At 67.9% G+C, this 18,394-nt stretch carries 18 protein-coding genes and 1 tRNA gene; 5 read left to right on the forward strand and 14 right to left on the reverse strand.

Going from position 1 to position 18,394, the window contains the following annotated elements:
• Nucleotides 1-37 precede the first annotated feature (37 nt).
• From ilvC to otsA, 6 genes are read right to left on the reverse strand one after another with little or no spacing between them, the layout of a single operon-like run.
• Entirely contained in the window at nt 38-1,066 is a 1,029-nt protein-coding gene (ilvC, locus tag QRN27_RS01920) for a ketol-acid reductoisomerase (protein ID WP_194669648.1), read from the reverse strand.
• A gap of 48 nt (nt 1,067-1,114) precedes the next feature.
• Nucleotides 1,115-1,624: an acetolactate synthase small subunit gene (ilvN, locus tag QRN27_RS01925; RefSeq protein ID WP_056007074.1), complete on the reverse strand. Its 510-nt coding sequence runs from the start codon at nt 1,622-1,624 to the stop codon at nt 1,115-1,117.
• A 2-nt stretch (nt 1,625-1,626) separates the two neighbouring features.
• Nucleotides 1,627-3,432, reverse strand: coding sequence for an acetolactate synthase large subunit (locus QRN27_RS01930; RefSeq protein ID WP_285040520.1), 1,806 nt, complete (start codon nt 3,430-3,432; stop codon nt 1,627-1,629).
• Nucleotides 3,433-3,474: 42 nt separating this feature from the next.
• Entirely contained in the window at nt 3,475-5,169 is a 1,695-nt protein-coding gene (gene ilvD / locus QRN27_RS01935) for a dihydroxy-acid dehydratase (protein ID WP_285040521.1), read from the reverse strand.
• Between the two features lies 1 nt (nt 5,170).
• On the reverse strand, nt 5,171-5,992 hold the full coding sequence (otsB, locus tag QRN27_RS01940) for a trehalose-phosphatase (RefSeq protein WP_056007081.1): 822 nt from the start codon (nt 5,990-5,992) through the stop codon (nt 5,171-5,173).
• On the reverse strand, nt 5,989-7,518 hold the full coding sequence (gene otsA, locus QRN27_RS01945; protein ID WP_502929463.1) for an alpha,alpha-trehalose-phosphate synthase (UDP-forming): 1,530 nt from the start codon (nt 7,516-7,518) through the stop codon (nt 5,989-5,991). The genes otsB and otsA overlap by 4 nt, the downstream gene beginning before the upstream one ends.
• A 111-nt stretch (nt 7,519-7,629) precedes the next feature.
• Between otsA and QRN27_RS01950 the strand changes: the two genes are divergently transcribed.
• The 3 genes from QRN27_RS01950 to QRN27_RS01960 all read left to right on the forward strand — a co-directional run bounded on the left by QRN27_RS01950 (nt 7,630) and on the right by QRN27_RS01960 (nt 9,379).
• Nucleotides 7,630-8,463 carry a sugar phosphate isomerase/epimerase family protein gene (locus QRN27_RS01950; protein ID WP_285040522.1) on the forward strand — a complete coding sequence of 278 codons (834 nt, stop codon included), beginning with the start codon at nt 7,630-7,632 and terminating at the stop codon, nt 8,461-8,463.
• A 4-nt stretch (nt 8,464-8,467) separates the two neighbouring features.
• Nucleotides 8,468-8,656: a hypothetical protein gene (locus QRN27_RS01955; protein WP_194669644.1), complete on the forward strand. Its 189-nt coding sequence runs from the start codon at nt 8,468-8,470 to the stop codon at nt 8,654-8,656.
• Nucleotides 8,657-8,839: 183 nt separating this feature from the next.
• Nucleotides 8,840-9,379 (forward strand): hypothetical protein, encoded by a 540-nt coding sequence (locus QRN27_RS01960; RefSeq protein ID WP_285040523.1) that lies wholly within the window; start codon nt 8,840-8,842, stop codon nt 9,377-9,379.
• A 366-nt stretch (nt 9,380-9,745) separates the two neighbouring features.
• Here QRN27_RS01960 and QRN27_RS01965 read toward each other — a convergent pair.
• Nucleotides 9,746-9,821: transfer RNA gene (locus QRN27_RS01965), tRNA-Lys, on the reverse strand.
• Nucleotides 9,822-9,966: 145 nt separating this feature from the next.
• On the opposite strand from QRN27_RS01965, the gene QRN27_RS01970 reads away from it, so the two are divergent.
• On the forward strand, nt 9,967-10,770 hold the full coding sequence (locus tag QRN27_RS01970; protein WP_285040524.1) for an inositol monophosphatase family protein: 804 nt from the start codon (nt 9,967-9,969) through the stop codon (nt 10,768-10,770).
• Between the two features lie 63 nt (nt 10,771-10,833).
• Complete coding sequence (locus QRN27_RS01975) at nt 10,834-11,817, forward strand: DNA topoisomerase IB (RefSeq protein WP_285040525.1); 984 nt, start codon at nt 10,834-10,836, stop codon at nt 11,815-11,817.
• On the opposite strand, the gene QRN27_RS01980 is transcribed toward QRN27_RS01975, so the two are convergent.
• From QRN27_RS01980 to QRN27_RS02010, 7 genes are read right to left on the reverse strand one after another with little or no spacing between them, the layout of a single operon-like run.
• Nucleotides 11,814-12,179, reverse strand: coding sequence for a DUF7882 family protein (locus tag QRN27_RS01980; RefSeq protein WP_285040526.1), 366 nt, complete (start codon nt 12,177-12,179; stop codon nt 11,814-11,816). The genes QRN27_RS01975 and QRN27_RS01980 overlap by 4 nt on opposite strands.
• 15 nt (nt 12,180-12,194) lie before the next feature.
• Nucleotides 12,195-12,572, reverse strand: coding sequence for a monovalent cation/H(+) antiporter subunit G (gene mnhG, locus QRN27_RS01985; RefSeq protein WP_056778195.1), 378 nt, complete (start codon nt 12,570-12,572; stop codon nt 12,195-12,197).
• On the reverse strand, nt 12,569-12,832 hold the full coding sequence (locus QRN27_RS01990) for an MrpF/PhaF family protein (RefSeq protein ID WP_285035884.1): 264 nt from the start codon (nt 12,830-12,832) through the stop codon (nt 12,569-12,571). Before QRN27_RS01990 ends, mnhG begins: the two co-directional genes overlap by 4 nt.
• A complete protein-coding gene (locus QRN27_RS01995; RefSeq protein ID WP_285040527.1) occupies nt 12,832-13,401 on the reverse strand; it encodes a Na+/H+ antiporter subunit E in 570 nt (189 codons plus the stop codon). Before QRN27_RS01995 ends, QRN27_RS01990 begins: the two co-directional genes overlap by 1 nt.
• The gene (locus QRN27_RS02000) at nt 13,401-14,969 is read right to left on the reverse strand and encodes a Na+/H+ antiporter subunit D (RefSeq protein WP_285040528.1); all 1,569 of its coding nucleotides are present in this window, start codon (nt 14,967-14,969) and stop codon (nt 13,401-13,403) included. Before QRN27_RS02000 ends, QRN27_RS01995 begins: the two co-directional genes overlap by 1 nt.
• Complete coding sequence (locus tag QRN27_RS02005) at nt 14,966-15,445, reverse strand: sodium:proton antiporter (RefSeq protein ID WP_285040529.1); 480 nt, start codon at nt 15,443-15,445, stop codon at nt 14,966-14,968. Before QRN27_RS02005 ends, QRN27_RS02000 begins: the two co-directional genes overlap by 4 nt.
• Nucleotides 15,442-18,372 carry a Na+/H+ antiporter subunit A gene (locus QRN27_RS02010; protein ID WP_285040530.1) on the reverse strand — a complete coding sequence of 977 codons (2,931 nt, stop codon included), beginning with the start codon at nt 18,370-18,372 and terminating at the stop codon, nt 15,442-15,444. The genes QRN27_RS02005 and QRN27_RS02010 overlap by 4 nt, the downstream gene beginning before the upstream one ends.
• Nucleotides 18,373-18,394: the final 22 nt, after the last annotated feature.

The following is an 18,394-nucleotide window of genomic DNA, read 5'->3' on the forward strand; positions in this document are numbered from 1 at the left end:
GTTCTGATCGGTGCCGTCGGACGGCCGATCCTGCTGACTAGCGGGCGACGCTGCCGTCGACGTAGTCGTCGTCGTTCGAGGCGTTCCACGCGAAGAGCTTCCGCAGCTCGCGACCGGTGGCCTCGATCGGGTGGTCCTCACCCTTCTTGCGCAGCTCGAGGAACTCGGGCGCGCCGGCGTCCTGGTCCTCGATGAAGCGCTTCGCGAAGGTGCCGTCCTGGATGTCCTTGAGGACCGCCTGCATGTTGGTCTTGACGCTCGGGTCGATGACCCGCGGGCCGGAGACGTAGTCGCCGTACTCGGCCGTGTCGGAGACGCTCCAACGCTGCTTCGCGATGCCACCCTCCCAGATGAGGTCGACGATGAGCTTCAGCTCGTGGAGCACCTCGAAGTACGCGATCTGCGGCTGGTAGCCGGCCTCGGTCAGAGTCTCGAAGCCGTACTGGATCAGCTGCGAAACACCACCGCAGAGGACGGCCTGCTCGCCGAACAGGTCGGTCTCGGTCTCCTCGGTGAAGGTGGTCTTGATGCCGCCGGCACGCAGGCCGCCGATCGCCTTGGCGTACGACCAGGCGAGCGCCCAGGCGCTGCCGGTCTCGTCCTTCTCGACGGCGACGATGACGGGGACGCCACGGCCGGCCTCGTACTCGCGACGCACGGTGTGACCCGGGCCCTTCGGGGCGACCATGAAGATGTCGACGCCCTCGGGAGCCTCGATGTATCCGAAGCGGATGTTGAAGCCGTGGCCGAAGACGAGGGCCTTGCCCGGTGCGAGCTGGTCCTTGATCGACTCGGCGAAGATCGTGCGCTGGAACTGGTCCGGCGCGAGGATCACGATGACGTCGGCCCATGCGGAGGCGTCGGCCACGTTCTTAACGGTGAAGCCCTGCTCCTCGGCCTTGGCGACCGACTTGGAGCCGTCCTTCAGGCCGACGACGACCTCGACACCGGAGTCGCGGAGGTTGAGCGCGTGTGCGTGCCCCTGCGAGCCGTAGCCGATCACGGCAACCTTCTTGCCCTGGATGAGCGACAGGTCTGCGTCCTGGTCGTAGAAAATCTCAGTCACTGGTGGTTCTCTCCTTGGTTGTGGTTTCGCACGATGTCGCCGAGGCGACTAGTTCTTGAAGACGCGTTCGGTGATGGACTTGGAGCCGCGTCCGATGGCGAGGAGGCCCGACTGGGCGATCTCCTTGATGCCGTAGGGCTCGAGCACCTTGAGGAAGGCCGTCGTCTTCCCCGAGTCACCCGTGACCTCGATGACGAGCGCATCCGTGGCCACGTCGACGACGCGGGCGCGGAACAGGTTGACGGCCTCGAGCACCTGGGAACGGGTGGAGTTGTCGACACGGACCTTGATGAGCAGGTGCTCGCGCTGGACCGACTGTGCCGGATCGAGTTCTACGATCTTGATGACGTTGATGAGCTTGTTCAGCTGCTTCGTCACCTGTTCGAGCGGGAGCTCCTCGACGTCGACGACGACCGTGATCCTGGAAAGACCCTCGATCTCGCTGTGGCCGACCGCGAGGCTCTCGATGTTGAAGCCCCGGCGGGCGAACAACCCGGCGACGCGGGTCAGCAGACCGGGCTTGTCCTCGACGAGGAGGCTCAGGACGTGGCTGCTCATGCTCAGGCCTCCTCATCGAACGACGGACTGTGGTCCTTGGCGTACTGGACGTAGCTGTTGCTGACGCCCTGCGGCACCATCGGCCACACCATCGCGTCGGCACTCACGACGAAGTCGATGACGACCGGGCGGTCGTTGGTCTCGAGCGCGAGCTTGATGGCCGCGTCGACCTCCTCCTCCTTCGTCACGCGGATCGCGAGGCAGCCGTAGGCCTCCGCGAGCTTGACGAAGTCGGGGATGCGGATGGTGTCGTGGCCGGTGTTGAGGTCGGTGTTGGAGTACCGGCCGTCGTAGAAGAGCGTCTGCCACTGGCGGACCATGCCGAGCGAGGAGTTGTTGATGATCGCGACCTTGATCGGGATGTTGTTGATCGTGCAGGTCGCGAGTTCCTGGTTCGTCATCTGGAAGCAGCCGTCGCCGTCGATCGCCCACACGTGGCGGTCGGGCTGGGCCACCTTGGCGCCCATGGCGGCCGGGACCGAGTACCCCATGGTTCCGGCACCACCGGAGTTGAGCCAGGAGTTCGGGCGCTCGTACTTGATGAACTGGGCGGCCCACATCTGGTGCTGACCCACACCGGAGGCGAACACACCCTCCGGTCCGGTGAGCTCGCCGATGCGCGAGATCACGTGCTGCGGGGCCAGCAGACCGTCGGTGGGTGCGGCGTAGCCGAGCGGGAACTCCTCGCGGAGGCCGTCGAGGTACGCCCACCACTCGGTGATGTCGGGCGTGACCTCGCGGGACGCCGCCTCGAAGGCCGCCTGCAGGTCGACGATGACGTCCTTCGCGTCGCCGACGATCGGGACGTCCGCGATGCGGATCTTCGAGATCTCGGCGGGGTCGACGTCGACGTGCACGACCTTCGCGTTCGGTGCGAACAGCGACGCCTTCCCGGTCACGCGGTCGTCGAAGCGGGCGCCGAGGGACACGAGCAGGTCGGACTCCTGCAGGGCGAGCACGGCGGGGACGGTGCCGTGCATGCCGGGCATGCCGAGGTGCTGCTGATGGGAGTCCGGGAACGCTCCACGGGCCATGAGGGTCGTGACGACCGGCGCGCCGACGGCTTCGGCCAGGGCGAGCAGTTCCTCCGAGGCCTTCGACCGGATGACGCCGCCACCGACGTAGAGGACCGGCTTCTTCGCGTTCACCAGGAGCTGTGCTGCTGCCTGGATCTGCTTGCCGTGCGCCTTCGTCACCGGACGGTAGCCCGGCAGGTCGACCTTCGGCGGCCAGATGAACGGCGCCTCGGCCTGCTGGGCGTCCTTGGTGATGTCGACGAGCACCGGACCGGGACGGCCCGTCCCGGCGATCTCGTACGCCGCCGCGATGGCGGCCGGAACGTCCTCCGGCGTCTTCACGAGGAAGGAGTGCTTCGTGATCGGCATGGTGATGCCGACGATGTCCGCCTCCTGGAACGCGTCCGTGCCCATGAGCGTCGAGAACACCTGACCGGTGATCGCGACCATGGGCACCGAGTCCATGTAGGCGTCGGCGATGGCCGTGACGAGGTTCGTCGCGCCAGGACCGGACGTCGCGATGCAGACGCCGATCCCGCCACCGGCCGCGGCGTAGCCTTCAGCGGCGTGGCCGGCGCCCTGCTCGTGCCGGACGAGGATGTGACGGAGTTTCGTCGAGTCCATCAGCGGGTCGTACGTCGGCAGGATCGCTCCGCCGGGCAGACCGAAGATGTCGGTGACCCCGAGCAGCTCGAGCGATCGGACGATCGCCTGTGCTCCGGTCAGGATCTCCGGGGCAGCCGCAGCCGCCGGTGTTCTGGGGTGAGGCACGGGTTGGGACTCCGTGGGCATGATGATTCCTTCAGCGATGAGATGCACGAACGAGATGCTCGGTTACCCCGTGATCGCGCCCTCCGCTGCGGAGTGCACGAGACGAGAGTACTTTGCGAGAACGCCACGGGTATAGCGCGGGGGAAGAGGCGCCCAGCCTTCGCGGCGGGCTTCCAGCTCTGCGTCGTCGACGAGTAGGTCGAGCGAGCGGCCAGCGATATCGACCCGTATCAGATCACCATCGCGCACGAAGGCGATTGGACCTGCGTCCACCGCTTCGGGTGCTATGTGGCCGATGCACAGTCCGGTTGTGCCGCCTGAGAATCGACCGTCCGTCAAGAGTAGTACATCTTTGCCGAGCCCGGCGCCCTTGATGGCTGCCGTGATCGCGAGCATCTCGCGCATTCCCGGCCCACCCTTCGGGCCCTCGTAGCGGATGATGACGACGTCACCCTTGTTGATCTTGCCCTCGGTGAGCGCGTCCATGGCACCGCGTTCACGTTCGAAGACCCGCGCGGGTCCTTCGAAGACCTCGGCGTCGAAGCCGGCGGTCTTGACGACGGCTCCCTCGGGGGCGAACGAGCCCTTGAGGATGGTGATGCCGCCGGTCGCGTGGATCGGGTTGTCGAGCGTGCGGATGACCGTGCCGTCGATCGGGTCCGGGTTGATGTCGGCGAGGTTCTCGGCGACCGTCTTGCCGGTGACCGTGAGGCAGTCGCCGTGCAGGAGTCCGGCGTCGAGCAGGGCCTTCATGACGACGGGGACGCCGCCGTGACGGTCGACGTCGTTCATGACGTACTGGCCGAACGGCTTGAGGTCGCCGATGTGCGGGACCTTGTCGCCGATGCGGTTGAAGTCGTCGAGCGTGAGGTCGACCTCGGCCTCGCGGGCGATCGCGAGCAGGTGCAGGACCACGTTCGTCGAGCCGCCGAAGGCCATCGCGACGGCGATGGCGTTCTCGAACGCCTCCTTGGTGAGGATGTCGCGGGCGGTGATGCCGAGACGGAGCATGTTGACGACGGCTTCACCCGAACGGTGCGCGAAGTAGTCGCGGCGGCGGTCGGCCGAGGGCGGCGACGCCGAGCCGGGAAGGCTCATCCCGAGTGCTTCGGCGACCGAGGCCATGGTGTTGGCCGTGTACATCCCGCCACAGGCGCCCTCGCCAGGGGCGATGGCGCACTCGATGCGCTTGAGGTCTTCCTCGCTCATGTTCCCGGCCTTGCAGGCCCCGACCGCCTCGAAGGAGTCGATGATCGTGACCTCCTTCTCCGTACCGTCGCTCAGCTTGACCCACCCTGGAGCGATCGAACCGGCGTACAGGAACACCGAGGCGAGGTCGAGACGCGCGGCCGCCATGAGCATGCCGGGCAGCGACTTGTCGCAACCCGCGAGCAGGACGGTGCCGTCCAGGCGCTCGGCCATGACGACGGTCTCAACGCTGTCGGCGATGACCTCTCGCGACACGAGCGAGAAGTGCATGCCCTCGTGCCCCATCGAGATGCCGTCGGAGACGGAGATCGTGCCGAACTGGAGCGGGTACCCGCCACCGGAGTGGACGCCTTCCTTGGCGCCCTGTGCCAGGCGGTCGAGCGAGAGGTTGCAGGGCGTGATCTCGTTCCACGAGCTCGCGATGCCGATCTGGGGCTTGTCCCAGTCCTCGTCGCCCATGCCGACGGCGCGGAGCATGCCGCGCGAGGTGGTCGCCTCGATGCCGTCGGTGACGGCACGACTGCGTGGTTTGATGTCGATCTCTGGCATTTTAAGAGTCTACGGCTTCCTTGTTGCTTCGATATTCCGCGAGCATGCCGAGGACTCGCGCGATCTCCGATGGTCCTTCGACCCGGAAATCCGCGGCGGTCACGCCGGTGCCGCTCTTCACCCCGAGGTCTCCCGGGCCGAGCGCACCGAACGCGTCCTCATCCGTGACGTCGTCGCCCGCATAGAACACGGCGTCTGCTTTGGTGTACCGCCGGAGGTGTTCGACGGCTTCGCCCTTGGTCGCGCTCCTGAGCGAGAACTCGAGGACGTTCTTGCCCTCGCGAACCGTCAGGGCGCCGAACTCATCCTTGGTGTGGGCGAGTGCTTCGAGGTGGGCGATCCTGGAGTCTTCTTCACTGGCGAGCCTGGTGTGCAGGGCGAACCCTGCCGGCTTCCGCTCGATCCAGACATTATCGTAACCCCCGGCGACGTCCTGGAGGATCCGCTGCAGCGTCTCCCGCTGCTCGCGTTCCTCGTCGTCGAGGGCGAGCGCGTCGTCTGGGTTGTCGAGGCGGATCTCGACGCCATGCGAGCCGGCGAACAACGCGTGGTCGGGCAGCTCCGCCACCGCCACGAGGCTGTCGATCGCGCGTCCGGACACGAGCGCGACCCGGGTGCCCGGCAGGTCCATGAGCGCGAGGACGGCTTTGCGCGCGGCCGGCAGGGCTCTGGCCTGATCCGGGTCGTCGACCTCCGGCGCGAGGGTGCCGTCGAAGTCGAGGGCGACCAGGAGGCTCGGGACGTCGGCCAGGCGGCGCAACTCCGCGCGCAACCCGAGGGGAAGCCCCCCGAGGGTGTCGGTGGGCTCGTCGGTGGTGCTCATGACTGGGTGGTGCTCCCCTGCTCGGTGGTCGATGCCGTGTCGCGGACGCGGTGCAGCTCATCGAGGAAGGACGCGGACCAGCGGGCGACGTCGTACTCCATCACGCGCTTACGCAACGCACGCATCCTCCGGCCGCGTTCCGCCTTCGTCATGTGGACCGCCTGCAGGATCGCGGACTTGAGTCCCTCGATGTCGTGCGGGTTGATCTTCAACGCCTGCTTCAGCTCGTCGGATGCCCCGGCGAACTCGCTCAGCACGAGGACACCGTCGTTGTCGTAGCGTGCCGCGACGTACTCCTTGGCGACGAGGTTCATCCCGTCGCGGAGGGCCGTCACCAGCATGACGTCGGCGGCGAGGTACAGGGCGGCCATCTCCTCGCGCGGGTACCCGTGGTGGAGGTACTGGATCGCGGTGTGGCCGATGGTGCCGAAGTCGCCGTTGATCCGGCCCACCGTCTGCTCGATGTCGTCGCGCAGCTGGCGGTAGGTCTCGACCCGTTCGCGGCTGGGGCTCGCGACCTGGACCAGCGTGACGTCCTCGACGGCGAGCTTGCCCTGCTCGAGGAGTTCACCGAAGGCCTTCAGACGGTGACCGATGCCCTTCGTGTAGTCGAGCCGGTCGACCCCGAGCATGATCGTCTCGGGATTGCCGAGCTCCTCACGGATCTGCTTGGCCCTCGCGATGATCTCCGGGCGCTGCGCGAGCGCCTGGTAGCCCTGGCTGTCGATCGAGATCGGGAAGTGCCTGGCGATCACCGTGCGGTAGGGAGCGCCTCGCTTCGACGCGGCCGGCGCGGCATCCGTCGTGACGGACACGAGCGCGGCGTCGAGCGGGACCTGGATCGCGGCCCCCTTCGTCTCATAGCCGAACAGACGGCGGACCGCCCGGGAAAAGTTGCCGGCGTCCGCGACGCGCTGGAACCCGATGACGTCCGCCCCGAGCAGCCCCTCGATGATCTGGCGTCGCCACGGGAGCTGCGAGTAGATCCCGTAGGCCGGGAACGGGATGTGGTTGAAGAACCCGATCGTGAGGTCGGGACGGAGCTCGCGGAGGATCTTCGGTACGAGCTGCAGCTGGTAGTCCTGCACCCACACGGTCGCGCCATCGGAGGCGGCGGCCGCAGCGGCCTCGGCGAAGCGGCGGTTGACGGCGACGTAGGAGTCCCACCATTCGCGGTGGTAGCTCGGCGGCGCGATGACGTCGTGGTAGAGCGGCCAGATCGTGTCGTTCGAGAATCCCTCGTAGTAGCGGGCGATCTCCTCCTCCGACAGCGGCACCGGGATGATCCACATGTCGTCGTTGTCGAACGGCTCGATCTCGAGGTCGGCCGATCCGGCCCACCCGATCCAGGCACCGTCCGCGCCGCGCATGACGGGTTCGAGGGCGGTGACAAGTCCGCCGGGAGAGGTCCGCCAGCTCTCGACTCCGTCTGCGTCGATGACGCGGTCGACCGGCAGTCGGTTGGAGACCACGATGAAGTCGAAGGTCGACGCTGATCCGCCGTCAGGCGCGGAATATCTGGTGATGATGACCCTCCCGGGTTGCTCGGGTTCGCCCTTCAGGCTAGCAGCGTTCCGCACGGCGAAACCGCGTGTTCAGACGGCGAGCATATGCTTGCGCTGATGATCCGCCATGGCATGAGCACCTCCTGCGTCTACCCCTCCGGCACCCGGCGCGCCTTCGAACTCGCCGCGGAAGCCGGCTACGACGGCGTCGAGGTCATGGTGACCGAGGACCGGATGACGCAGGACGCGGTCGCGCTCCGGTCGCTGGCCGACGAGACCGGGCTGGACATCCTCTCGATCCATGCGCCGGTCCTCACGAGGACGGCGTTCGTGTGGGGGCGGGACCACCGCGTGAAGCTCCGTCGCTCCGCGGAACTCGCCGACGCCGTGGGCGCCTCGACGGTCGTCGTCCACCCGCCGTTCCGTTGGCAGCGACGGTACGCAGCGTCGTTCGTCGACCTCGTCGCGGAGCTCAGCGAGCAGTACGGTCTGGAGATCGCGGTCGAGAACATGGCGTGCTTCCGAAGCCGGGGGCTCCGCGTACAGCCGTTCGCGTTCGGATACGACCCGGGCCCGCTCGCGTGTGCGGCGCTCACCCTCGACTTCTCGCACGCGGCTCTCGCCGGCGAGGACTCGCTGGAGATCGCCACCCGGTACGGCGACCGCCTGCGCCACATCCACCTGTGCGACGGCACGTCCCCCTCGCCCCGTGCCGCCTTCCTCGACGAACACCTCCTGCCTGGCGACGGCGACCAGCCGGTCGCGGCGGTGCTCGAGCGGCTCCGGGCGGCGGAGTGGTCGGGCAGCATCGTCGCCGAGGTGCACCTTCCGAGCGGCGAGGACGACGCCAGCCGGGTGGCGCAGCTCCGGGCGTCGCTCGCCTTCGCCAAACGCGCCTTCGCTAGCACAGGCCGGGTGTCGGATGAAAGCCCGGATGCGGGGGGCCTCCCCTACCGGCTAGCGTGAAGGCATGCGCAAATACCTTTTCAACGGCAGCATGATCTCCGCGGTCTTCGGCGGCATCTCGGCACTCCAGGCCACGCGTCAGGGTCCCCGCGACTGGAAGCTCATCCTGCTGTGGCTGAGCTGGGGCATCTCGCTCGCCCTCGCGATCAGCACGGTCCTCGACGAGAGCAAGCAGGCCGAGATCGGTCGCTGACACGCCGCTACCACGGACGCTCCGGAATGCCGTGAACCCCGGCGTCGTCCGCGTGTCTCCGCGGCGTTCCGCACTCGGTGACCGACAATGAGGGCAGTCCTCCTCAAGGGACGATCCGCTTTCGATGAAGGGCCCGCCATGTTCGGTCGCCGACGCCACGCTGCACCTGTCTCCGCATCGAAGTTGACCGAGAAGCAGCTGTTCGACCTGGTACACGCACGACTGGCGTCCGAACTCGGCGCGAACGGCGCCTGGGTGCTGTCGCGACGCACGCCGAGCTCCGGCGACGAGATCTTCCATGAGGTCTACGCGCAGCAGCTCGCCCATGAGATCGCCACTGACATCGACCTCGAACAGGCCGCCGTCACTATCCGCGCCGAAGCCGCACCGGCACGCGGATGGCGACTCTGGTCGCGTTCCCAAGAGCAGCTCGACACTGTCGAGGTCGAAGCCGCCGAACTGGAAGCGACCATCGAGCTCGCCTCGCCGGTCGTCGAGCCGGTCGAGACGCTCGCGCCGGCCGCTGCGGCGACCGAGCCGGTCGAAGCCGAGGACTCCCCCGCACAGGACGTCGACGAAACAGAGCCCGAGGCCGAACCCACGCTCGTGGAGCGGACCCTGCTGGAGCCGCAGCACTACCCGATCACCGTCTGGGCGGAACCCGAGTTCATCGACGCCAGCCTCGTCAACCCGGTTCCAGCGCGGCGCAGCTCCGTCGCCTGAACCACCGCACCGTCACGAACGGCCGTCCACTCCGGTGGGCGGCCGTTTCGCCGTCGTGAGCCACGAGCGGGCATGACGCCTCATCGAACCCGAATCGATGAGGCGCCACGGCGGCGGCGGGCACTGGTGCGCGCTGTCGCTGCGCCCCGGGCGGTGGGGTGACCACACGGAGGCCGTCGTCGGCAACGGCAGGACCCGATCCCGCCAGGTCACCGACCCTTCCAGGCTCTCACGGCATTGCGGCTCGACGCGCCAATGACGCGAATCGGACGCGGGCTGGCGCAAAACGTTGCAAAATCGGTTCAGCTCCGCGACACGAGCGGAAAACGACGACGGCCCCATCCGAAGATGAGGCCGTCTCTGTGGTGGTGCACCCCCCCGGACTTGAACCGGGAACCCACTGATTAAGAGTCAGTTGCTCTGCCAATTGAGCTAGAGGTGCGTGGTTTCGGAGTGTTCCGAACCGAGATATGACACTATCACCGAACCTGCCCCGGCGCGAAATCGAGGCCGTCGGCGTGTCGCGCGTGCGGCCCCTCGCGCCCGCACGTCCGAGGATCTGACCCGCGCGACCCTATCCTGGACTGGTGACCGACCACTCCCCAGCGTCCCCTGCAGACCTCGAACTCGCCCTCCGACTGGCCGACGCGGCGGACCGCATCGCCATGGACCGGTTCGAGGCTCGCGACCTCGAGATCTCGACCAAGCCGGACCGCTCGCACGTCACGGACGCCGACCTCGCCGTCGAACGGGCCATCCGCGGCATCCTGGAGACCGAGCGGCCCGATGACGGGGTGTTCGGCGAGGAGTACGGCGCGCAAGGACCGACGGACCGCCAGTGGATCATCGACCCGATCGATGGCACGGCGAACTTCCTGCGGGGCGTCCCCAACTGGGCGACGCTCATCTCCCTCGCCGTCGACGGGGTACCGGTCGTCGGTGTCGTCAGCGCACCGGCCATGCACGCCCGCTGGTGGGGCGCCATCGGGCACGGGGCATGGGGACTCCGGTTCGGCGAGGTCGAACCGCGCCGACTCGCGGTCTCCGCGGTCGCAGACCTCGCCGACGCGTCGTTCAGCTTCCAGAGCATCGCACAGTGGGCCTCCGTGGGGCGTATCCCCCAGCTCCTGGCCCTGTGCGGCTCGCTCTGGCGCGATCGGGCCATCGGAGACATGTGGCCCTACATGCTGCTCGCCGAGGGCTCGATCGACGCCGTGGCGGAGTTCGGTGTCCAGGAGTACGACCTCGGCGCCCACGTGCCCATCGTGCTGGAGGCCGGGGGACGCTTCACCGACATCGACGGCGCCCGGTCCATCTCGACGCGGAGTTCCCTCGCGACGAACGGGCACCTGCACGACGCCTTCCTCGCCGAGCTGCCGCCGGTCGGCTGACACGACCGTCCGGCACCGCGCAAGCCCGGAGGGTGGCCGGAACAGGAGTCGTACGCTGGGCGGATGGTACGACTCAGGCGCAGCGACGTCAGCGGGCAGGGCATCCGACGGGTTCGCTCCGGACGCGGCTTCAGCTATCGGCTGCCCGACGGTTCCCTCCTCGAGGACCAGGAGATCCGAGCCCGCATCGACGGCCTGGTGATCCCGCCCGCCTGGAACGAGGTGTGGATCACCCCCTACGCGAACGGGCACATCCAGGCGACCGGCATCGACACGGCCGGCCGACGCCAGTACCTCTACCACCCCTCGTGGCGCGAACGACAGGATCGGAACAAGTTCGACCGGGCCCTGGCGCTCGCGGAGGCCCTGCCGGCGGCACGAGGACGGGTCACCCGCGACCTCCGTCTCGAAGGCTACCCGCTGGCTCGGGTCTCGGCCGGCGCGTTCCGCATGCTCGACACCGGGTCGCTACGCGTCGGCGGGGAGCAGTACGCGGAGGCGAACGGGAGCCACGGCCTGTCGACCCTCGAAGGCGCCCACGCACGGGTCAGCGGCGACACCGTCGCCCTGAAGTTCCCGGCCAAGAGCGGACAGCCCTGGGAGTCGGACATCGTCGACGCCGACCTCGCCTCACTCATCCGTTCGTTGAAACGGCGAGGCCCGCACGCCCGGCTGCTCGCCTGGAAGGACGGCAACCGATGGCGACACCTCCAAGCGAGCCAGATCAACGACTACGTCCGGGCGCAGACCAACGGTGCGTTCACGGCGAAGGACTTCCGCACCCTCCACGGCACCGTCGCGGCGGCCGAGAGCCTCGCGAAGGCCGGTCCGGTCCGGAGCAAGACCGCGCGGTCGAAGGCCGTCGCCCAGGCGATGCGAGACGCGGCGGCCGTCCTCGGCAACACCCCCGCGATCGCCAAGTCGAGTTACGTCGATCCGCGCATCGTCGACCGCTACGCAGATGGGGAGACGATCCCGCCGGACGGCCGAGGATCCCCTGAGCTGGCCCTCCGCGTCCTGCTCGTCGGGTCGGACGACGGGTCCTAGTCCTCGCCGTGGTCGTGGTTGCCGTCGCCGTCATGCGACAGCCGACCGCCGGCGAGGTGCCTCTCGACCTCTGATTCCGGGATGAGCTGCAGCCCGCGCGGCGAATGGGACGTCTCCGAGAGCACCTCGAGCCAGGCCCGGTTGAGTTCCGGCGGTCGACTGCCGAAGAACCGGAACTGCAGGGGGATGCTCGGCGACAACCACAGGGAGCGACGACCGGACCCGTGTTCGGCGTCGTTCGCCCAGCTGAGGAAGAATCCCTCCTGCCGGCGGAGCTTCGCTCCGATCACAGCTTTCAGGTGCGCCAGCGCGCGGTCGTCGATCTCGTACTCGTCACCGGACCCGTAGATGAGCATCCCCATGAGGACATTGTGCCGCTACTCGGGCGTATGTCCCGGATGCCGTTCCTCGCCGAGCTCTTCGCGTCCGGCGAGCTCGTCCCGGACGAGCAACGTCTCGTCGAAGTTCCCGCTCCGATACGCCGCGCGCGCGACCATGTGCGCCGAGATGGGCGCCGTCAGACTCTGGAAGACGATGATCGCGATGGCGATCGTGATCGTGCCGACCGTCGGGCTCGACACAGCGACATCGGCCATGATGGCGATGAGGCCGAGGATCTGCGGTTTCGTCGCCGCGTGCAGTCGCGAAAGGACGTCGGGGAACCGCAGGAGACCGACCCCTGCGGCGAAGCACATGATCGCCCCGACGATGACGAGCGCACCGGTGACGATGTCGCGGATGAGATCGACGGTCATGCGTCGTCCTGCTTCGACATGAACCGCGCAACGCTCACCGAACCGACGATCGCGAACATCGCGAGCGCCAGGAGGACCGGGAGACCATCGGTGTGACGGTTGACGGCCATCTCCGCTCCGATCGCGCACATCACCGTGGCGACCAACACGTCGGACGCGATCACGCGGTCGAGGAGGCTCGGCCCGCGGATGATGCGGTAGACCGCGGCGAGGGCAGCGGCGGCGAACAGCACGGACACGACGATGATGACGACGAGCATCACGCACCCCTTCCGGTCGAGACGTGGTCGTGGTCATGGCGGAGCGCGTCCGCCTCGGTGCGGGATCCGATGGCGAGGATGAGACGCCGCTCCGTTCCGAGGACCTCGGCGACGACCTGCTCGATGTCGCGGTCGTCGTGCACGTTCAGGGCGTGCAGGTAGAGCGTCGACGCGGTGCGGTCGAGGTCCACCACGATCGATCCGGGCACGATCGAGACTGCTTCGGCCGTCCAACTCATGATGAGGTCGGACGACGTCCGGAGCCGCACCGCGATGAGGGCGTTGCTCGACCGGAAGGACGGACGGAGGACGAGCCAGGTGATCTCGGCGCTCGCGCGGACGATGTCCACGAGCAGGCGGCCGAGGAACACCGCGGTCCGCCAGACGTTGATACGACCGCTCAGCTCGACGGCCGGGAGGTAGAACAGGAACGAGACCAGGAGGGCGACCCCGAGCCCGGTCACGAGCGTGAGGAGGTCGAACATGCCCCATAGGAGGCACCAGAGCAGGACCAGTCCGGCCGTCAGGAGGGCCTGGCTGACGAACGCGCGACGACGTGACGGTTGCATTACTTCAGGTGCTCCGTTCCGTCGGGGAAGACCGCGGTGATGTAGTTGTCCGGGTCTTCGATGTTCTCGGCGGCCCGCGTCGCGAGGCCGAACAACGGCCCGGCGAACACGGTGAGCGCGAGGGTCAGGGCGACCATGCCGGTCGTCGCGCCGATCATCGGGCGGGAGATCGTCTTGGTGTCGACCGACCCCGAGTCCTCCGGGCTCTCGGCGAGCTGGTCGAGGAGCGGCGAGGAGTACCCCGCGACCTCGTCCTTGCCACGCCAGAACCCCATGTTCCAGACTCGCGCCAGCGCGTAGAGCGTCAGGAGCGAGGTCGCAGCACCGGCCGCGATGAGGATGTAGGAGAGCGGGTCCCCCAGGGCGACACCGGCCTGGAAGAGGCCGATCTTGCCGAGGAACCCGGAGAACGGCGGGATGCCGCCGAGGTTCATCGCCCCGATGAAGAACAGCACGCCGACGATCGGCGAGGCCTTCAGGATCCCGCCGAGCCGGGAGATGGAGGTCGTCCCGCCGATCCGCTCCACGAGCCCGGTCGTGAGGAACAGGGTGGTCTGGACGACGATGTGATGGACGATGTAGTAGATCGTCGCAGCGGTGCCGGCGACCCCGCCCACCGCTATGCCGAAGATCATGTACCCGATGTGGCTGACGAGCGTGAACGACAGCAGCCGTTTGATGTCCGCCTGCGCGACGGCGCCGAAGATCCCGATGAGCAAGGTCAGGAAGGCGATCACCATCAAGGGCGTCGCGAGCGGGACCTCCTTGAAGATGAGCGTGTCCGTGCGGATGATCGCGTACACACCGACCTTCGTCAGCAGGCCGGCGAAGACGGCGGTGACCGGTGCCGGAGCGGTCGGGTACGAGTCGGGGAGCCAGAACGAGAGCGGGAACACCGCCGCCTTCACGGCGAACCCGAGGAGGAGCGCCGCGCAGAGGATCGCCTGGACCTCCATGGGCAGATCACGGACGCGGTCGGCGACCAGGGCGATCGTGACCGTGCCCGTCGCACCGTAGATGAGGGCGATCGCCGCCACGAAGAGGAGGGACGACATCAGGCTGATGACGATGTAGGTCACGCCCGCACGGATCCGCGCACCGGTCCCGCCCAGCGTGAGCAAGACGTAGCTGGATGCGAGCAGCATCTCGAACCCGACGTACATGTTGAAGAGGTCGCCGGCGACGAAGGCGTCGAACAGACCTGCCGCCAACACCAGGTAGGTGGGGTGGAAGATCGACACGGGGGTCTCGCGGTCGCCGTCGACGATGCCCTGGCCGATGGCGAAGATGAGGACGCCGAGCAGCATGAGCGCGGCGATGAGCAGCATGATGGCCGACAGACGGTCGACGACGAGCACGATGCCCCACGGCGGGGACCACCCACCCAGTTCGACCACGATGGTGCCGCTCTGGTCGACCGCCGCCAGGAGCACGGCACTGATCACGGTCACCGCGGTGAGCGCGACGACGCTGATGAGGACCTGGGTCTTCCGGCGGTTGCGGAACATGAGCGCAACGGCGGAGCCGATCAGCGGGATCATGACCACCAGGGGCACGAGTGCGTTCATTCGCCCGCTCCCTTCCTGGTCGTGTTCCGATCGTCGCCGTGCTCGTTGCTCTCGTCGAGGACCCGTTGGATGGCCTCGTCGTCCAGGTCGACCTGGTTGAAGACCGCGTCCGTCGCCGCCTCCGTGTCGTCCGCGTGCTCGTCGCTGAGGGTGTCACCCTCGTCGCCGAGCTGCGCCAGCCACCAGGTCCGGTAGATCAGGGCGAGGATGAACGCCGTCACGCCGAAGTTGATGACGATGGCCGTCAGCATGAGCACCTGCGGCACCGGGTCGACCATCCGATCATCCGAAGCCGTCCCGGTGACGAGCGGCGCGGTGCCGCTCGGACCGCTCATGATCAGGATCAGGAGGTTCGTCGCGTTGCCGACGAGGACGAACCCGATGAGGAACCGCGTCAGGCTGCGTTCGAGCATGACGTAGACGCCCGTGCCGTACATGACGGCCATCAGGACGACGAGGGTGAGGGAGGCGCTCATCGTTCGGCCTCACTCGCCGAGAACTCGTCCGTGCTCTGCTCGTCGATGTCGGCTTCCTCCTGTTGACGGTCCACTTCGGCTCCGAGACTGCGCAGGATGTCCAGCGCGAGCCCGACGACGACGAGGTAGACACCGATGTCGAAGATGCTCGACGTGCCGAAGGAGAGGTGGCCGAGGATCGGGACGTCGGCGGAGAAGTACGCGGACTGCAGGGCTTCCCCACCGAAGAACAGCGACCCGACGGCGGTGCCGACCGCGAGGAGCAGGCCGACGCCGAGCACCTTGCCGGCATCGATGGGAACCGCCTCCCCCAACTCGTACCGGCCACCGGCCAGGTACCGCATCACGAGCGCCAGTCCGGCGAGCAGGCCACCAGCGAACCCGCCACCCGGCTCGTTGTGTCCGACGAAGAGGAGGAAGATCGAGACGACGATCGCCGGGTGGAACAGCAGTCGGACGAGCACCTCGAGCAGGATCGAGCGGTTCGCCTCGGCGATGGCACGGCCGCCGATGAGCCACGAGTGGCGTCCGACGGCGTCGCGGGGAGCCTCCATCTCGCTGTCCGCCAGATGCGGGTCCGACACGACCTGCGAGCGCAGGCTGGGCGTCCGACGGCGACGGGCGCCGCTCAAGCGCGGCACCTCCGCACCGCGCTGGGAGACGAACAACAGGCTGGCGATGCCGGTGGCGACGACGACGAGGACGGAGATCTCGCCCATCGTGTCCCACGCGCGGATGTCGACCAGCATGACGTTGACGATGTTCTTGCCATGTCCTTCCTCGACGGCGAGGCGGGGCAGTTCGGTCGCGATGCTCTCCGCCTGACGTGCGCCGAGGGCGATCACCCCGATGAGCCCCATGACGGCCCCCGTCAGGGTTCCGATCACGACGCGGCGGGTCCGGTGGACCGGAGCGTTCCGCTGGGCGATCTTGGCGGGGAGCCGACGGAGGACGAGGACGAAGACGACGATGGTGATGGTCTCCACCAGAGCCTGCGTGAGGGCGAGGTCGGGGGCGCCGTGCAGGGCGAACAGCGCCACGAGGCCGAAGCCGGTGACACCCACGAGGAGGACCGCCGCCATGCGTTGCTTCGCCCTGGCCGCAGCGATCGCCGCGGTCGCCATGATGATGGCGATCGCCACCTGTGCCGGGTAGTCCCACAGGCGGACCTCGGCGGGCCAGGCTCGGCCGACGAGCGCGATCGTGCCGAGCGTCAGGACGAAGACCACGAGGATCGTGGACAGGTACTGGACGAGCCCGCCGCGCTGCGCGAAGAGCGTGACCTTCGCCGAGAGCCGATCGATCCCCTGTGTCGCAGCCCAGTAGCCCTTCGACGAGTCGATGACCGACGGGAGGCGGTCCTGGAGACGGGCCACCGGCAGACGCCACCGGAAGAGCAGGAGGCCGAGGAGCACCACGACCGCCGAGATCCCGAGGGCGGGCTCGAAACCGTGCCAGAGCGCGAGGTGGTACCCGCCCTCCCCCACGGAGTCCGCGTAGGGCGCGAGCACCGTGTCGATCGGGGTGGTCGCGAAGCCGAGCGCCACGGTGGCGACCGCGAGGACACCGGGAGCGATCATGATGCTGCCCGATTCGGCATGCAGCTCCGTCGGCGCCGCGCCGCGACGGTCGCCGAACGCACCCCAGAGGAACCGAGCGCTGTAGGCGACCGTCAGGACGGAACCGACGGCGGTCCCGATGATCGCGACCCACCCCCAGACGTCGCCCTCGAGTGCGCCCTCGAGCAACGAGGTGAACACGGCCTCCTTGGCGACGAAGCCGAAGAGCGGAGGGATACCAGCCATCGACGCGACCGCGATCGCGGCGATCACCGCGAGGACCGGCGTCTGGCGCCCGACACCGGAGAGGTGCCGCCAGTCGCGGGTCCCGGCCCGATGGTCGATGATCCCGACGACGAGGAACAGGGCGGCCTTGTAGATCGCGTGAGCGAGCAGCAGCGCGACCGCCGCCAACGCCGAATCGCGCGTCCCGTAGCCGGAGACCACCATGAGGAACCCGAGCTGGCTGACCGTGCCGTACGCCAGGACGAGTTTGAGATCGTACTGGCGGAGCGAACGCCAGGCTCCGGCCACCATCGTCAGGACGCCGAGACCGACGAGCATCGCATCCCAGCCCGGGGTGTCGGCGTACCCCGGCGCGAACCGCGCGACGAGGTAGATGCCGGCCTTCACCATCGCCGCGGCGTGCAGATAGGCGCTCACCGGCGTCGGGGCGGCCATCGCGGCGGGCAACCAGAAGTGGAAGGGGACGAGGGCGGACTTCGAGATCGCACCCACGAGGATCAGGAGGATCGCGACGGTCGTCGCCGGACCGGTGAGGCCCTGCTCGACGATCGACGCGAGGGAGGTGCTCTGCGCCTGCACCGAGATCATGATGACGCCGACGAGCATCACGAGCCCACCGAAGGTGGTCACCAGCAGCGCCTGCAGTGCCGCTCCCCGGCTCTCCTTGCGATCGGTGTAGTGCCCGATCAGCAGGTAGGAGAGCACGCTCGTGATCTCCCAGAACATGAACATCACGATGATGTCGTCGGCCGTGACGAGCCCGAACATCGTTCCGGCGAAGGCGAAGAGGAACGCGGCGAACCGCCCGAGGCCGGGCTCGTCCGCTGAGAAGTACCGCGCGCAGTACACGAGCACGAGGGCGCCCACGCCGGTCACGACGAGGGCGAGCAACCAGGCGATGGTGTCCATCCGGAACGACAGCGCGATGCTCAGCTGAGGGATCCACTCGATGGTCTCGACGACGGTACCGCCTGCGGTCACGGTAGCCGTCTGGAACAGCGTCCAGATGAATGCCGCCGCGGGAATACACGCGATGACGTAGAAGACCTTCGTCGACAGCACTCTCGTGAGTGTGGGCGTGGCGACGGCGATCGCAGCAAAAACAAGCAGGATTGTCGCCATGCAGGTCTCCCGGGTGGTGGCG

It is taken from the genome of Plantibacter sp. LMC-P-059a (assembly GCF_030209505.1).
Lineage (GTDB): Bacteria > Actinomycetota > Actinomycetes > Actinomycetales > Microbacteriaceae > Plantibacter.

Coding starts and splice junctions, on each gene's coding strand:
- otsB (WP_056007081.1), bottom strand. CDS start 5,992: ATGAGCACCACCGACGAGCCCACCGACACCCTCGGGGGGCTTCCCCTC.
- QRN27_RS02005 (WP_285040529.1), bottom strand. CDS start 15,445: ATGAGCGCCTCCCTCACCCTCGTCGTCCTGATGGCCGTCATGTACGGC.
- ilvN (WP_056007074.1), bottom strand. CDS start 1,624: ATGAGCAGCCACGTCCTGAGCCTCCTCGTCGAGGACAAGCCCGGTCTG.
- QRN27_RS01990 (WP_285035884.1), bottom strand. CDS start 12,832: ATGCTCGTCGTCATCATCGTCGTGTCCGTGCTGTTCGCCGCCGCTGCC.
- QRN27_RS01975 (WP_285040525.1), top strand. CDS start 10,834: ATGGTACGACTCAGGCGCAGCGACGTCAGCGGGCAGGGCATCCGACGG.
- QRN27_RS02000 (WP_285040528.1), bottom strand. CDS start 14,969: ATGAACGCACTCGTGCCCCTGGTGGTCATGATCCCGCTGATCGGCTCC.
- QRN27_RS01980 (WP_285040526.1), bottom strand. CDS start 12,179: ATGGGGATGCTCATCTACGGGTCCGGTGACGAGTACGAGATCGACGAC.
- QRN27_RS01995 (WP_285040527.1), bottom strand. CDS start 13,401: ATGCAACCGTCACGTCGTCGCGCGTTCGTCAGCCAGGCCCTCCTGACG.
- QRN27_RS01930 (WP_285040520.1), bottom strand. CDS start 3,432: ATGCCCACGGAGTCCCAACCCGTGCCTCACCCCAGAACACCGGCGGCT.
- mnhG (WP_056778195.1), bottom strand. CDS start 12,572: ATGACCGTCGATCTCATCCGCGACATCGTCACCGGTGCGCTCGTCATC.
- QRN27_RS02010 (WP_285040530.1), bottom strand. CDS start 18,372: ATGGCGACAATCCTGCTTGTTTTTGCTGCGATCGCCGTCGCCACGCCC.
- ilvD (WP_285040521.1), bottom strand. CDS start 5,169: ATGCCAGAGATCGACATCAAACCACGCAGTCGTGCCGTCACCGACGGC.
- QRN27_RS01955 (WP_194669644.1), top strand. CDS start 8,468: ATGCGCAAATACCTTTTCAACGGCAGCATGATCTCCGCGGTCTTCGGC.
- QRN27_RS01950 (WP_285040522.1), top strand. CDS start 7,630: ATGAGCACCTCCTGCGTCTACCCCTCCGGCACCCGGCGCGCCTTCGAA.